Raw genomic sequence first — 14,733 nt, forward strand, 5'->3', positions numbered from 1 at the left:
GACCGGCGATCCACGTGAGCTCCTCCTCTTCCACCGGGCGAATCCCGCACCGTCGGGTACCGCAGCGGACCTCCGCCGCGTACCGACTCGTGCGTACGCCGCCGGTCCCGGTGGACCCTCCTGTGCTGGACGCAGCACAGCGCCCGGTGGTTGACCACGACCGCGGACCGCTGCTCGTCCTCGCAGGTCCGGGCACGGGCAAGACGACCACGCTCGTCGAGAGTGTCGCCGCGCGGGTCGCCCGGGGCGTCGATCCGGAACGGATGCTCGTCCTCACCTTCAGCCGCAAGGCGGCGGTCGAACTGCGCGACCGTACGGCGGTCAGGCTGGGCGGTGCGCAGGGGCCGCAAGCGACCACGTTCCACTCATTCTGTTACGCCCTGATCCGCGCCCACCAGGAGGCCGACCTCTTCACCGAACCGCTACGACTGCTCTCGGGACCCGAGCAGGACGTCGCCGTACGGGAACTGCTCGCCGGCCAGCTCGACCTGGAGCGCGCGGGGCAGGCGCACATCCGCTGGCCGGACGAGCTGCGGGCCTGCCTCACCACGCGCGGGTTCGCCGACGAGGTACGCGCGGTGCTCGCCCGCAGCCGGGAGCTGGGGCTCGGTCCGGACACGCTGGACGTCTTCGCCCGGCGTGGGGGCCGGCCCGACTGGACGGCCGCCGCCTCCTTCCTCGCCGAATACCTCGACGTCCTGGACATGAGGGGCGTCCTCGACTACGCCGAACTGGTCCACCGGGCCGTCCTGCTCGCGGAACGGCCCGAGGTCGCCGGGCGGCTGGCCGACCAGTACGACGCGGTGTTCGTCGACGAGTACCAGGACACCGACCCCGCGCAGGTCAGACTGTTGAGGGCGCTCGCCGGGAACGGCCGTACGCTCGTCGCGTTCGGCGACCCGGACCAGTCGATCTACGCGTTCCGGGGCGCCGACGTGAACGGCATCCTCGACTTCCCGGACGCCTTCCCGCGCGCCGACGGCCGCCCGGCCCCGGTGCGGGTCCTGACGACCTCCCGGCGCTCGGGTGCGGGACTGCTCGCGGCGACCCGGCTGCTGACGCGCAGGATGCCGCTCAACCGGCTGCCGGCGGAGAAGGTACGGGCACACCGTGAGCCCGCGGCGGTCCGCGAGGGCGGCCGGGTGGAGACGTACACCTATCCGACCGCCTCGACCGAGCTGGAGAACGTCGCGGACATCCTGCGGCGCGCCCATCTTGAAGAGGGCGTGCCGTGGCGCGAGATGGCGGTGCTGGTACGGGCCGGAGGCCGGACCATACCGTCTGTACGGAGGGCCCTGACCTCGGCCGGCGTGCCGCTGGAGATCGACGGCGACGACATGCCGCTGCGTCATGAACCCGCGGTGGCGCCGCTGCTCACGGCGCTGCGCGCGGTCGCCACGGCGGCGGTCCGGCCGGCGCTGGGGGAGGCGGGGACGGAGGGCGGCGGGGACGACGAGCCGCTCGCGGACGCCGGCACCGGGGCCGAGGGCGAGTGGCTCGACGTCGAGACCGCGCTCGCGCTGCTCACCTCACCCCTCGGCGGCATGGACGCCGCCGATCTCCGCCGCCTCGGCCGCTCCCTGCGCGACGAGGAGCGGGCCGCCGGCACCCGCGTACCGCCCCCCTCCGACACCCTGCTGGCCCGCGCCCTCGCCGAACCGCAGCGGCTCGTCACGCACGACCCCGCACACGCGCGCGGCGCGCAGCGGCTCGGCGCGCTGCTCGCCAAGGCCCGCGACCTGCTGGCGGGCGGCGGCACCGCCGAGGAGGCGCTGTGGGAGCTGTGGGACGGCACGCCCTGGCCGGGCAGGCTCGAACGCTCGGCCCTGCGCGGCGGCGCCGGAGGCCGTAACGCCGACCGGGACCTGGACGCCGTCTGCGCCCTGTTCGACGCCGCGGCCCGGGCCGAGGAACGGACCGGCGGGCGCGGCGCCCTCAACTTCCTTGAGGAGATCGACGCGCAGGACATCGCCGCCGACACCCTCGGCGGCAGAGCCGTACGCCCCGACGCCGTCCGTCTCATGACCGCGCACCGCTCCAAGGGTCTGGAATGGCGGCTCGTCGTCGTCGCGGGAGTGCAGGAGGGGCTGTGGCCCGACCTCCGGCGGCGCGGCTCTCTTCTGGAGGCGGACAGGATCGGCCGCGACGGGCTGGCCGAGCCCCTCACTCCCGGCGCCCTCCTTACGGAGGAGCGACGCCTCTTCTACGTGGCGGCCACCCGTGCCCGCGAACGGCTCGTCGTCACCGCCGTCAAGGCGCCCGCCGACGACGGCGACCAGCCCTCCCGCTTCCTCACCGAACTGGGCGTCGAGCCCAAGGACGTCACCGGCCGGCCCCGCCGTCCGCTCGCCGTCGCCGCGCTCGTGGCCGAACTGCGCGCCACGACCGTCGACCCGCACGCGACCCCCGTGCTGCGCGACGCGGCGGCCCGCCGGCTCGCCCGGCTCGCCGCGCTCTGCGACGAGGAGGGGCAGGCGCTGGTCCCCGCCGCGCACCCGCACCGCTGGTGGGGTTTGTACGAGCCGACCCACAGCGCCGTCCCCCTGCGCGACAGGGACCAGCCCGTCGCGCTCTCCGGCAGCGCGCTGGAACAGCTCGCCAACACCTGTTCGCTCCAGTGGTTCCTGGGGCGCGAGGTCAAGGCGGACGAACTGTCCACCGCCGCACAGGGCTTCGGCAACGTCGTCCATGTCCTGGCCGACGAGGTCGCCTCCGGCCGTACCCCCGCCGACCTCGCCGTCCTCATGGAGCGTCTCGACTCCGTCTGGGACGCGCTCGCCTTCGACGCGCCCTGGAAGTCCCAGCAGGAGAAGAAGCACGCGCGCGTCGCACTGGAGCGTTTCCTGCGCTGGCATGTGATGGACCGCGCCGGGCGCACACCGGCGGCCACCGAGCACGCCTTCGACGTCACCCTTGAGGCGGGCGCGTACGAGGTACGGATCCGGGGCTCCATGGACCGCGTGGAGCGGGACGCCCAAGGGCGCGCCTACGTCGTCGACTTCAAGACCGGCAAAGCGGCTCCTACCAAGGAGGAGGTCGCGCACCACCCCCAGCTCGCCGTGTACCAGCTGGCTGTGGGGGAGGGCGCGGTGGACGACGTCTTCGACGGACGCCGCCCGGAGCCGGGCGGCGCGGAGCTCGTACAACTGCGGCAGGCGGCCACCAAGAAGGAGGGCGGTGAGGAGCTGCCCAAGATCCAGGCGCAGGAGCCGCTCGCGGGGGAGTGGGTCGGCGACCTGCTGGCCACGGCGGCCGGGCGGGTGCTGGACGAGCGCTTCACACCGAGCACCGGCCGGCAGTGCGAGCACTGCTCCTTCCGCGCGGCGTGCAGCGCGCGCCCGGAGGGGCAGCAGATCGTCGAGTGAGTGCCTCTCCCGGATGAATCCCCTCGTGCACATGCACCCTTCGCGACTCCTCGCCCGGTCGGAAGGGGAACGGCACCCGGGCACGGAGTACCAGACGTGCCAGATGTGCGAGGAGACAGCAGATGACCGCGATCAAGCGGAAGTTCATGATGCCGGCGCTGGTGAGCGCGATCACGGTGGCAGGTGTGGTGGGTTGTTCCACCGGCGGTGCCACCAAGGTGGCCGAGGGCGCGGCCGAGAAGGAGGCGGGGGGCGGCGCGAAGCAGGTGGCCGCGTCGTCGACAGGAGCCACGCCGGGCGATCCCTTCGCGGGGATGAGCCCCGAACAGATCGCCCGCAAGGCGGTGAAGGCGACCGAGGGCGCGAAGTCCCTGCGGCTGACGGCGGAGGGCACGGAGGACGGCAAACGCCTCAAGGTCGACTTCTCGCTGGACAACAAGGGCACCTGCGCGGGAGGGCTGCGCCGCGACGACAGCGAGGCGGAGTTCGCCGTGGTGGACGGCGTCACGTACCTCAAGGGCGACGACGAGTTCTGGCGGTCGGTCACCTCGCGCGGGAACGACGGGAACGACCCGAACTCCCAGAGCGCCGACCCCGGCCGGCAGGACCAACTGGTCGAGCTGCTCAGGGGCAAGTGGCTCAAGATCCCCGCGGGCGGGAACGCCCCCGCGCGGGCGCTGGGCGGCGCGTGCGACCTGGACGCCATGCTCGGCAATCTGAACACCGCCGACGCCAAGGGCGTGACCAGGGGCGACGCCGCCGAGGTCGACGGCCGAAAGGCGGTCACGCTCGTGAAGCGCGAGTCCGGCAGGGTCCAGACGACATTCGTCGCGGCCGAGGGGGCGCCGTATCTGCTGAAGGCTGTCAGTGAGGGCGGCAGAGCCCCGGGCACGGTCCTCTTCAGGGACTTCGGAGTGCCCGTCAAGGCCACGGCGCCGCCCGCCGACGAGGTGGTCGACCTCCAGGAGCTGCGGCGGTCGGGTGACCCCTCGTCCGCCTTCTGAGGCCGCGGGGACCACCGACGACCTCCCCGGCGCGCGGTCGCGACGTCCCGGTCCGTCCGATCCGTCCGCCGTACCGGTGTCAGTGGTCCCCGATAGCCTCTCTGAAGTGTCCGCACGTATCACCGACCCCGCGCAGCTCAACGAACTCCTCGGCATCCCGTTCACCCCGGAGCAGACGGCGTGCATCATCGCCCCGCCCGCACCGCAGGTGATTGTCGCGGGGGCGGGCTCGGGCAAGACGACGGTGATGGCGGCGCGCGTGGTGTGGCTCGTGGGCTCCGGCCAGGTCGCCCCCGAGCAGGTCCTCGGCCTCACCTTCACCAACAAGGCGGCGGGGGAGCTGGCCGAGCGGGTCCGCAAGGCGCTCGTACGGGCCGGGGTGACCGATCCCGATCTGCTCGACCCGGACAACCCCCCGGGCGAGCCGCGCATCTCCACGTACCACGCGTTCGCCGGACAGCTCCTGACCGACCACGGCCTGCGGATAGGGCTTGAGCCGACCGCCCGGCTGCTGGCCGACGCCACGCGCTACCAGCTCGCCGCGCGGGTCCTCAAGGAGGCCCCGGGCCCGTATCCCATGCTGACGCGATCCTTCCCCGCCCTGGTCGGCGATCTGCTGGCCCTCGACGCCGAGCTGGCGGAGCACCTCGTCCCGACCGGCGAACTCGCCGCGTACGACACCGAACTGCTGCGCACCCTCGAAGGCGTCCGGCTCACCAACGCCGACCTGCGCAAGGTGCCCGAGACCGCCTCGGCCCGCCGCGAACTGCTCGATCTGGTGGGGCGCTACCGCGCGGCCAAGGCCGCCCGCGACCTGCTCGACTTCGGCGACCAGATCGCGCTCTCGGCCGAACTGGCCCTCACCCGTCCCGAGGTCGGCCGCATCCTGCGCGAGGAGTTCCGCGTGGTGCTGCTCGACGAGTACCAGGACACATCGGTCGCCCAACGCCTCCTCCTTTCAGGGCTCTTCGGCGCCGGCACCGGGCACGCGGTGACGGCCGTCGGCGACCCCTGCCAGGCGATCTACGGCTGGCGCGGCGCCTCCGTCGCCAACCTGGACGACTTCCCCTCCCACTTCCCGGCCGCCGACGGCACCCCGGCCGCCCGCTTCTCGCTCAGCGAGAACCGACGCAGCGGCGGCCGTCTGCTCGACCTGGCCAACGGACTCGCGGCCCCCCTGCGCGCCATGCACGAGGGGGTGGAGGCCCTGCGGCCCGCACCCGGCGCCGAACGCGACGGCATCGTGCGGTGCGCCCTCCTCCCCACCCATGCCGAGGAGTTGGAGTGGCTCGCCGACTCCCTCGCCCATCTGGTGCGTACGGGCAAGGAGCCCGGCGAGATCGCGGTGCTCTGCCGCACGGCGGGCGACTTCCCCGAGATCCAGCGGGCGCTCGTCGCCCGCGATGTGCCCGTCGAGGTCGTCGGCCTCTCCGGGCTGCTCCATCTTCCGGAGGTCGCCGACCTCGTGGCGATGTGCGAGGTCCTCCAGGACCCGGGCGCCAACGCCTCCTTGGTACGGCTGCTCACCGGACCGCGCTGGCGGATCGGCCCCCGCGATCTGGCGCTCCTCGGCCGCCGCGCCCGGCTGCTCGTGCACCGCGCGAACGGCGCGGACACGGACGACGCCGACGAACGGCTCGCGGCGGCGGTCGAGGGCACCGACCCCGCCGAGGTGATATCGCTCGCCGACGCGCTCGACACCTTCCTGGAGTCGGCGGGCGGCAAGGACGACGGCCTGCCCTTCTCCGCCGCCGCGCGCGTCCGCTTCGCCCGGCTCGCGGCCGAACTGCGTGATCTGCGCCGCTCGCTGGCCGATCCGCTGATGGACGTCCTGCACCGCGTCCTCGCCACCACCGGCCTGGAGGTCGAACTCGCCGCGTCGCCGCACGCCCTGGCCGCGCGCCGGCGAGAGACCCTGAACAACTTCCTCGACACGGCGGCCTCGTTCGCCGCGCTCGACGGGGACGCCACACTCCTCGCCTTCCTCGCCTTCCTCAGGACGGCGGCGCAGTACGAGAAGGGGCTCGACAACGCGCTGCCCGGCGGCGAGAACACGGTGAAGGTCCTCACCGCCCACAAGTCCAAGGGACTTGAGTGGGACGTCGTGGCCGTCCCCGGCCTGGTCACCGGGCAGTTCCCCAACAGCAGGGCGCGCGAGGCCTGGACGTCCCAGTCGAAGGTGCTGCCGCACGCGCTGCGCGGCGACGCCGCGACTCTTCCGGACGTGGACGAGTGGGACGCCGGGGGCGTGAAGGCGTTCAAGGAGGAGATGCGCACGCACCAGCACACGGAGGAACTGCGCCTCGGATACGTGACGTTCACCCGTCCGCGCTCGCTGCTGCTGGGCTCGGGCCACTGGTGGGGGCCGGCCCAGAAGCGCGCCCGGGGTCCCTCGGACTTCCTCAACGCCCTGTACGAGCACTGTGCGGCGGGCTTCGGCGAGATCGAGGTGTGGGCCGACGAGCCGCCCGAGGACGAGGAGAACCCCGCGCTGCTCGCGGCGGACAAGGAGCAGGCGTGGCCGCTCCCGCTGGACCCCGACTCCCTCGCCCGCCGCCGCGCGGCGGCGGACACGGTCCTCGCGCACCTGGACACGCTGACGGCCACGCCCTGGGCGGGCGGGACGCTGCCCGACGAGCCGCTGCCGCACGAGGCACTGCCCGAGGAGCCGCTGTCCGACGAGGAGATGCCCTTCGAGGACGTGCCGCCGCCGGAGGACGCGTACGACGACCTGGGCGAGCCCTACGGCCCTGACGAGTGGGACCACGACGATCTCGGGGACTGGGACACCTGGGAGCCGGGACGCGACCACCCGGAGCCCTCGGCTCCCACGGCTCCCACGGCTCCTACGGAGCCCACGGAGTCCACGGAGCCCACGGAGTCCACGGAGCCCTCGGCTCCCACGGAGCCCACGGAGCCCTCGGCTCCCACAGAGTCCACAGAGTCCATGGAGTCCATGGAGCACTCGGGGCGGCCCGAGGCCCCTGAGCCCGTCGACCACCCGGACGCTCCGGAGCGTCCGGCCGACGCCGCGCGCCCGGCGCGCCTTCCCGCGCCGCGCCCCCCGACGACCGACGGACCTGCGATGCCCGGCGGCGACCGGCCCCCTGAGCGCCTCACCCCGGAGGAGATCCGCACCCTCGCCTCCTGGGACCGGGACCTCGACGCCCTCTCCGGAGAGCTGCTGCGCGCCCGCGCACGCGTCCGCGACGTCCCCGTACCGCCGTCGCTCTCCGCCTCCCAACTCCTGCGCCTCGCCGCCGACCCCGACGGCTTCGCCCAGGAGCTGGCCCGCCCCATGCCCCGTCCGCCGCACCGGGCCGCCCGCCGCGGCACCCGCTTCCACGCCTGGGTGGAGTCGCGCTTCGACGAGCTGCCGCTCCCGATGCTCGGCCCCGACGAACTGCCCGGCGGCGCCGACGACGAGCCGGAGATCGCCGACGAACGCGATCTGGCCGCCCTCAAGGACGCCTTCGACCGCACCTCGTACGCCCGGCGCACGCCGTACCGCGTGGAGGTGCCCTTCCAGCTCACCCTCGCCGGCCGCGTCGTACGGGGCCGTATCGACGCGGTGTACCGGGACGTCGACCCTCGGACGGGCACCGTCACCTACGAGATCGTCGACTGGAAGACGGGCCGGGGCCGTACGGCGGACCCGCTCCAGCTCGCGATCTACCGCCTGGCCTGGGCCGAGCAGCACCACCTCCCGCCGGAGGCGGTCGTGGCCACCTTCCTCTACGTACGGAGCGGCGAGGCGGTACGGCCCGAAGGGCTGCCCGGCCGGACCGAACTGGAACGCCTCCTCGTCGAGGGAGACGATCACCCGCCCCGAGCGCGTCTTGAACGGCGAACGCCAGACGAGACCACCCCCGGAGCCGGATAGGCTCGACGTATGAGCGAGACCCCGGACAGCGCCGTCCGTACGTACACCCGTGACTTCATCCGGTCCCACCGGGCGGCCTTCCTCGACGACCTCGCCGAGTGGCTGCGCATCCCGTCCGTCTCGGCGCAGCCGGACCACGACGCGGACGTACGGCGCAGTGCCGACTGGCTCGCGGCGAAACTGCACGGGACCGGCTTCCCGGTCGCCGAGGTCTGGGACACCCCCGGCGCCCCCGCCGTCTTCGCGGAGTGGCCCTCCGACGACCCGGGAGCGCCGGTCGTCCTGGTCTACGGCCACCACGACGTACAGCCCGCCGCCCGTGAGGACGGCTGGCGCACCGACCCCTTCGAGCCGGTGGTCCGGGACGGCCGGCTGTACGGGCGTGGCGCGGCCGACGACAAGGGGCAGGTGTTCTTCCACACACTCGGCGTCCGCGCGCATCTCGCGGCCACGGGCCGCACCGCCCCGGCCGTACATCTGAAGCTGCTCGTGGAGGGTGAGGAGGAGTCCGGTTCACCGCACTTCCGCGCGCTCGTGGAACAGCGGGCGGCGCGCCTCGCGGCCGACGTCGTGATCGTCTCCGACACCGGCATGTGGTCCGAGGACACCCCCACGGTCTGCACCGGGATGCGCGGCCTCGCCGAGTGCGAGATCGAGCTCTACGGCCCCGACCAGGACATCCACTCCGGTTCCTTCGGAGGCGCCGTACCCAACCCGGTCACCGTCGCCGCCCGCCTCGTGGCAGCGCTGCACGACGAAGACGAGCGGGTGACCGTGCCCGGCTTCTACGACGGCATCACGCCGCTCACCGACGCCGAACGCGCCCTCATCGCCGAGCTGCCCTTCGACGAGGCCGCGTGGCTGCGTACGGCCAAGTCCCACGGCACGCTCGGCGAGGCCGGCTACTCCACCCTGGAGCGCGTCTGGGCCCGCCCCACCGCAGAGGTCAACGGCATGGGCGGCGGCTACCAGGGCCCCGGCGGCAAGACGATCATCCCGTCGACCGCGCGGCTGAAGCTCTCGTTCCGGCTGGTCGCGGGCCAGGACCCCGACCGGATCGAGCGGGCCGTGACCGAGTGGATCGACGCCGGGGTCCCGGCGGGCATCCGCCACAAGACCACCTTCGGCGCGGCCACCCGCCCCTGTCTGACCCCGCTGGACCACCCCGCGCTCCGGTCGGTCGTACGGGCCATGGGCGCGGCCTTCGAACAGAAGATCCGGTTCACCCGCGAGGGCGGCTCGGGACCCGCCGCCGACCTGCGGGACGTGCTCGGCGCTCCCGTCCTCTTCCTCGGCATCTCCGTACCGTCCGACGGCTGGCACGCGCCCGACGAGAAGGTCGAGATCGACCTCCTACTGAAGGGCGTGGAGACGACCGCCTACCTCTGGAGCGATCTCGCCGACGCCCTGCGCTGAACAGACACCCATCCATCCGGGGGAGTTGGAAGTACCAGTGAGCACCACCACCAGCGGCGGAGAAACCGCCGCAGACCGGCCGATCGTCCTCGCCGCCGACAGCGGCATCGACCGCGCGGCCCACCACCGCCTCGACGAGGCGTGGCTGGCCGCCGCCTGGAGCCACCCCACCACGCGGGTCTTCGTCGTCTCCGGGGGCCAGGTGCTGATAGACGACACCCCGGACGGCCGCACCGAGCTCGTCATGACCCCCTCCTTCGAAGCGCCCCTCACCGAGACCCACCGCTACTTCCTCGGTACCGACCAGGACGGAGTCAGCTACTTCGCCCTCCAGAAGGACTCGCTGCCGGGCCGCATGGACCAGTCCGCGCGCGCGGCGGGGCTGCGCGAGGCAGGGCTCCTGCTCTCCCCGCGCGACGCGGGCCTGATGGTCCACGCGGTGGCCCTGGAGAACTGGCAGCGGCTGCACCGCTTCTGCTCACGCTGCGGCGAGCGCACGGTGATCGCGGCGGCGGGCCACATCCGCCGCTGCCCGGCGTGCGGCGCCGAGCACTACCCGCGTACCGACCCCGCCGTGATCATGCTCGTCACGGACGGACAGGACCGCGCGCTCCTCGGCCGCCAGGTGCACTGGCCGGAGGGCCGGTTCTCGACGCTCGCGGGCTTCGTCGAGCCCGGCGAGTCGATCGAACAGTCCGTGGCGCGCGAGGTGTTCGAGGAGGCGGGCGTCACGGTCGGCGAGGTCGAGTACATCGCCAGCCAGCCCTGGCCGTTCCCCTCCAGCCTGATGCTCGGCTTCATGGCCCGCGCCACCTCGTCCGAGATCACCGTGGACGGCGACGAGATCCAGGAGGCGCGCTGGTTCTCCCGCGAGGACCTGCGGGTCGCGATCGAGTCGGGTGATGTCCTGCCGCCGTCGGGCATCTCCATCGCGGCACGGCTGACGGAGCTCTGGTACGGAAAGCCGCTGCCGAGGCCGCTGAACTAGACACCACGCGCGGCACCACGCGTGGGAGCCCCCGCCGGTCGGCGGGGGCTCCCACGGTGTGCGGTCCGGTCCGGTGCCCGTGGGCTCAGACGCCGACCTTCTGCTTGACCTGCGCGAGGGACGGGTTCGTCAGCGTCGAACCGTCGTCGAAGAGCAAGGTCGGGACCGTCTGATTGCCGCCGTTCGCCTTCTCGACGAACGCCGCCGAATCCGGGTCCTGCTCGATGTTGATCTCGGTGTACGCGATGCCTTCGCGGTCCATCTGGCCCTTGAGCCGACGGCAGTATCCGCACCAAGTGGTGCTGTACATCGTCACGGTCCCCGGCATGTCTTCTCGCGCTCCTCTGGCAGGCTCGAATGTCTTCGCTGAGGGATGAACGTACGTGACCTGGTCACCATTCCCGCACTTGTACGACCAACGTGACTCCCCTGTGGACAACTGCGTCACCAGCCTCACGGGACCTGGCAGCATGGCGGGGTGACAGCAGCAACGCACTCCTCACTCTTCCCGCAGGATTCCGACGGCAGCCAGTACGTGGCCCCGCCTCGCGACGCCGACGCGGTGCTCGAAGGGCTCGACCCCGAGCAGCGCGAGGTCGCGACGGCACTGCACGGACCGGTCTGCGTGCTGGCCGGTGCCGGTACGGGCAAGACGCGCGCGATCACCCACCGGATCGCGTACGGCGTCCGGGCCGGGATCCTCCAGCCCGCCAGCGTCCTCGCCGTGACCTTCACCAACCGGGCGGCGGGGGAGATGCGGGGGAGACTGCGTCAGCTGGGCGCCGGGGGTGTCCAGGCGCGCACGTTCCACTCGGCGGCCCTGCGCCAGCTCCAGTACTTCTGGCCGAAGGTGGTCGGTGGCGAGATGCCCCGGCTGCTGGAGCGCAAGGTCCAGCTGGTCGCGGAGTCGGCGGCGCGCTGCCGGGTGCGCCTCGACCGCAACGAGTTGCGGGATGTCACCGGCGAGATCGAGTGGGCCAAGGTCACCCAGACCGTGCCCGGGGACTATCCGGCGGCCGTCGCCAAGTCGCACCGCGACGCCCCGCGCGATCCGGCCGAGATCGGCCAGATCTACGCGATGTACGAGCAGCTGAAACGAGACAGGTCGGTGATCGACTTCGAGGACGTCCTGCTGCTCACGGTCGGCATCCTCCAGGACCGGCACGACATCGCCGACCAGATCCGCGGTCAGTACCAGCACTTCGTGGTGGACGAGTACCAGGACGTCAGCCCGCTCCAGCAACGCCTCCTCGAACTGTGGATGGGCGACCGGGAGAGTCTGTGCGTCGTCGGCGACGCCAGCCAGACGATCTACTCCTTCACCGGCGCGACTCCGGACCATCTGCTGAACTTCCGCACCCGCCATCCGAACGCGACGATGGTGAAGCTGGTCCGTGACTACCGCTCCACCCCCCAGGTCGTCCACCTCGCCAACGGCCTGCTGAATCAGGCCAAGGGCCGCGCCGCCGAGCACCGGCTGGAACTGATCTCGCAGCGCGAGGCGGGCCCCGAACCTCTTTACACGGAGTACGCGGACGAGCCGGCCGAGGCCGAGGGCACCGCCCGCCGTATCCGCGACCTCATCGCCGCGGGCGTCCCGGCGGGCGAGATCGCCGTGCTCTACCGGATCAACGCCCAGTCGGAGGTCTACGAACAGGCACTCGCCGATGCCGGTGTGCCCTACCAACTCCGGGGCGCCGAGCGGTTCTTCGAACGCCAGGAGGTACGGGAGGCGGGAGCCGCGCTGCGTGGCGCGGCCCGCTTCGGGGGCAACGACTCCCTGCTGGACGACGTCGTCGATCTGCCGTCCCAGGTCCGGGCCGTGCTCTCCACCAAGGGCTGGACCACGGAACCGCCCACGGGCTCGGGCGCCGTCCGTGACCGCTGGGAGTCGCTGGCCGCCCTCGTGCGTCTCGCCGAGGACTTCGCGCGGGCCAGGCCGGAGGCGACGCTCGGCGACCTGGTCACCGAGCTGGACGAGCGCGCCGCCGCCCAGCACGCCCCGACCGTCCAGGGCGTCACCCTCGCCTCCCTCCACTCGGCCAAGGGCCTGGAGTGGGACGCGGTGTTCCTGGTCGGGCTGACCGAGGGCATGATGCCGATCACCTACGCCAAGACCGACGAACAGGTCGAGGAGGAGCGCAGGCTCCTCTATGTCGGGGTCACCCGTGCCCGTCTGCACATCTCCCTGTCGTGGGCGCTCTCCAGGGCGCCGGGCGGCAGGGCCTCCCGCCGCCCCACCCGCTTCCTGAGCGGGCTTCGGCCGGGCACGTCGGCCCCGGGGACGCGGGGCGCCGGGGCGGCGGCGGGCGCCGCGGGGGAGCGCGGCGGGCGGCGCAAGCGGCGCGGCCCGGTCCTGTGCCGGGTCTGCGGCACGACGCTCACGGACGCCGGCGAGATGAAGCTGATGCGCTGTGAGGGCTGCCCCTCCGACATGGACGAGGCGCTGTACGAGCGGCTGCGCGAGTGGCGCTCCGACCAGGCGAAGCAGCTGGGCCAGCCCGCCTACTGCGTGTTCACCGACAAGACCTTGATGGCGATCGCCGAGGCGGTGCCGGGCGACGACGGCGAGCTGGCCAGGATCTCCGGCGTCGGCGGCCGCAAGCTGGAGCGGTTCGGGGCCGATGTTCTCGCCATCTGCGCAGGTGAGGAGCTTGTTGGGGAGGACGAGGAGAGCTGATGCAAACTCGTCGAAAAAATAGTTTGCGCGCGCCCCGCGAATCACCATAGGTTCTTAACCACGGAACGGCGGGCTTCTCCGAAGCCCGGTCCCCGTGCTCTACTTGTCCGAAGTGGTATCCGGATTTCGATACGCCGAGAGGAGGCGATTCCAGTGATCAGCATCAACAGCGACTTCGTCAGCACCGCCAAAATGACCGATCTCTCGGTCGTCTCCGCATGCTCTCTCGACGTTCCGCGTCCCGGACTGCTCGCCACTGATGGATCTTCGTTCGCCGCCACCGGTCTGTCCGGCTTCGGTGCCGTCCGGACCAACCCCGTGGCGATCCCTGTCATCGGCGGCAATGAGCGACCGAACAAGGCACTGGCGGCAGAAGTAGCGGCAGCAGAGGCAGCGGCCTATGCGCTCGCGGCAGCCGGTGCCGAATCGAAGAAGCAGACGAAGCAGCACCACACGATGTGGGCCATCCGTGGGCCTGAACCCTGGAGTGATCCAGCCTGATCCAAGATCAGGCCGGCGCCTTCAGGGCCGCGGAACCCCACCCGGGATCCGCGGCCCTTCTGTTTGTCCCGAACGGGACGGGCGGAGCGAAGGGGCCTCGGGAGAAGAACCACCCGGTACCAGCCGACACCTGGCCAACAGGCCGGACCGACCAGACGAGGAAGACACCACCGTGCAACTCGAAGCGCACGCCCCGTCCGTACCGCCTTCCGAAACGATCACCCCGCCCGGCATCACGGAGGACTCCACCTTGACCCCGCTGACCGCGCTCACCGCGCTCGACGACGCCATCGAGAACCTCGGCGTACCCGTTCCCTGCCGTGCCTACGACCCCGAGGTCTTCTTCGCGGAGTCCCCGGCCGACGTCGAGTACGCCAAGTCCTTCTGCCGCACCTGCCCGCTGGTCGAGGCCTGCCTCGCCGGCGCCAAGGAGCGGCGTGAGCCGTGGGGTGTCTGGGGCGGCGAGCTCTTCATCCAGGGTGTGGTCGTTGCCCGCAAGCGGCCCCGTGGCCGCCCGCGCAAGAACCCGGTCGCGGCATGAACGCCACCGGCACCATCGACCGTCCCCTCACGCACGATCCCAAGAAGCAGGCCCCGATGACCTCTTCCCTGCGAGAGCCGTCCGGCTCCGCCACTTCAGCTGTCAGTACCACCGGCGCGAGCGACTCGCGTCAGAACAGGACCCGCGAGATGCAACTCATTCCAGAAGCCCTGGCTCGTGCGCATATGGCCGAGCGCCTGCGTGAAGCCGACGCGGAACGCCAGGCCGTGCGCCTGGTCGCCGCTCGGCGGATGCAGCGCCGCGCGGAGCGCGTATCGATGCGTGCCCGCCGTGCGCTGGCCATGGCGATCATGGACTGACCGCCACCGGCCGGGCGCGACAACGCCATCAGCCC

10 protein-coding genes are annotated in these 14,733 nt (G+C 72.3%); 9 read left to right on the plus strand and 1 reads right to left on the minus strand.

All coding sequences use genetic code 11. The annotated features are described in order from the left end of the window. The first annotated feature begins 14 nt into the window (after nucleotides 1-14). The 5 genes from ACFWU9_RS27980 to nudC all read left to right on the plus strand — a co-directional run bounded on the left by ACFWU9_RS27980 (nucleotide 15) and on the right by nudC (nucleotide 10,656). Nucleotides 15-3,365 (plus strand): ATP-dependent helicase, encoded by a 3,351-nt coding sequence (locus ACFWU9_RS27980; protein WP_384323187.1) that lies wholly within the window; start codon nucleotides 15-17, stop codon nucleotides 3,363-3,365. Nucleotides 3,366-3,487: 122 nt separating this feature from the next. Then, nucleotides 3,488-4,369 carry a hypothetical protein gene (locus ACFWU9_RS27985; protein ID WP_384323189.1) on the plus strand — a complete coding sequence of 294 codons (882 nt, stop codon included), beginning with the start codon at nucleotides 3,488-3,490 and terminating at the stop codon, nucleotides 4,367-4,369. A 106-nt stretch (nucleotides 4,370-4,475) separates the two neighbouring features. Continuing rightward, the gene (locus ACFWU9_RS27990) at nucleotides 4,476-8,252 is read left to right on the plus strand and encodes a UvrD-helicase domain-containing protein (RefSeq protein WP_384323191.1); all 3,777 of its coding nucleotides are present in this window, start codon (nucleotides 4,476-4,478) and stop codon (nucleotides 8,250-8,252) included. A 9-nt stretch (nucleotides 8,253-8,261) separates the two neighbouring features. Next, nucleotides 8,262-9,668, plus strand: coding sequence for a dipeptidase (locus tag ACFWU9_RS27995; protein WP_384323193.1), 1,407 nt, complete (start codon nucleotides 8,262-8,264; stop codon nucleotides 9,666-9,668). 37 nt (nucleotides 9,669-9,705) lie between these two features. Continuing rightward, nucleotides 9,706-10,656 (plus strand): NAD(+) diphosphatase, encoded by a 951-nt coding sequence (gene nudC, locus ACFWU9_RS28000; protein WP_384323195.1) that lies wholly within the window; start codon nucleotides 9,706-9,708, stop codon nucleotides 10,654-10,656. A gap of 85 nt (nucleotides 10,657-10,741) precedes the next feature. Here nudC and ACFWU9_RS28005 read toward each other — a convergent pair whose 3' ends face one another. Continuing rightward, entirely contained in the window at nucleotides 10,742-10,984 is a 243-nt protein-coding gene (locus tag ACFWU9_RS28005; RefSeq protein ID WP_384323197.1) for a mycoredoxin, read from the minus strand. Nucleotides 10,985-11,134: 150 nt separating this feature from the next. Here ACFWU9_RS28005 and ACFWU9_RS28010 point away from each other — a divergent pair, with 150 nt between their 5' ends. The 4 genes from ACFWU9_RS28010 (at nucleotide 11,135) to ACFWU9_RS28025 (ending at nucleotide 14,698) form a co-directional block, all read left to right on the plus strand. Beyond that, on the plus strand, nucleotides 11,135-13,336 hold the full coding sequence (locus ACFWU9_RS28010; protein ID WP_384323199.1) for an ATP-dependent DNA helicase UvrD2: 2,202 nt from the start codon (nucleotides 11,135-11,137) through the stop codon (nucleotides 13,334-13,336). Nucleotides 13,337-13,489: 153 nt separating this feature from the next. After that, nucleotides 13,490-13,837, plus strand: coding sequence for a hypothetical protein (locus ACFWU9_RS28015; protein ID WP_384323201.1), 348 nt, complete (start codon nucleotides 13,490-13,492; stop codon nucleotides 13,835-13,837). Between the two features lie 172 nt (nucleotides 13,838-14,009). Next, a complete protein-coding gene (locus tag ACFWU9_RS28020; RefSeq protein WP_384323203.1) occupies nucleotides 14,010-14,378 on the plus strand; it encodes a WhiB family transcriptional regulator in 369 nt (122 codons plus the stop codon). Beyond that, nucleotides 14,375-14,698, plus strand: a complete 324-nt coding sequence (locus tag ACFWU9_RS28025; protein ID WP_384323205.1) for a hypothetical protein — start codon at nucleotides 14,375-14,377, stop codon at nucleotides 14,696-14,698. The genes ACFWU9_RS28020 and ACFWU9_RS28025 overlap by 4 nt, the downstream gene beginning before the upstream one ends. The last annotated feature ends 35 nt before the right edge of the window (nucleotides 14,699-14,733 follow it).

This window comes from Streptomyces sp. NPDC058653 (assembly GCF_042716895.1).
GTDB lineage: Bacteria > Actinomycetota > Actinomycetes > Streptomycetales > Streptomycetaceae > Streptomyces.

Coding starts and splice junctions, on each gene's coding strand:
- ACFWU9_RS27985 (WP_384323189.1), top strand. CDS start 3,488: ATGACCGCGATCAAGCGGAAGTTCATGATGCCGGCGCTGGTGAGCGCG.
- ACFWU9_RS27995 (WP_384323193.1), top strand. CDS start 8,262: ATGAGCGAGACCCCGGACAGCGCCGTCCGTACGTACACCCGTGACTTC.
- ACFWU9_RS28005 (WP_384323197.1), bottom strand. CDS start 10,984: ATGCCGGGGACCGTGACGATGTACAGCACCACTTGGTGCGGATACTGC.
- ACFWU9_RS28025 (WP_384323205.1), top strand. CDS start 14,375: ATGAACGCCACCGGCACCATCGACCGTCCCCTCACGCACGATCCCAAG.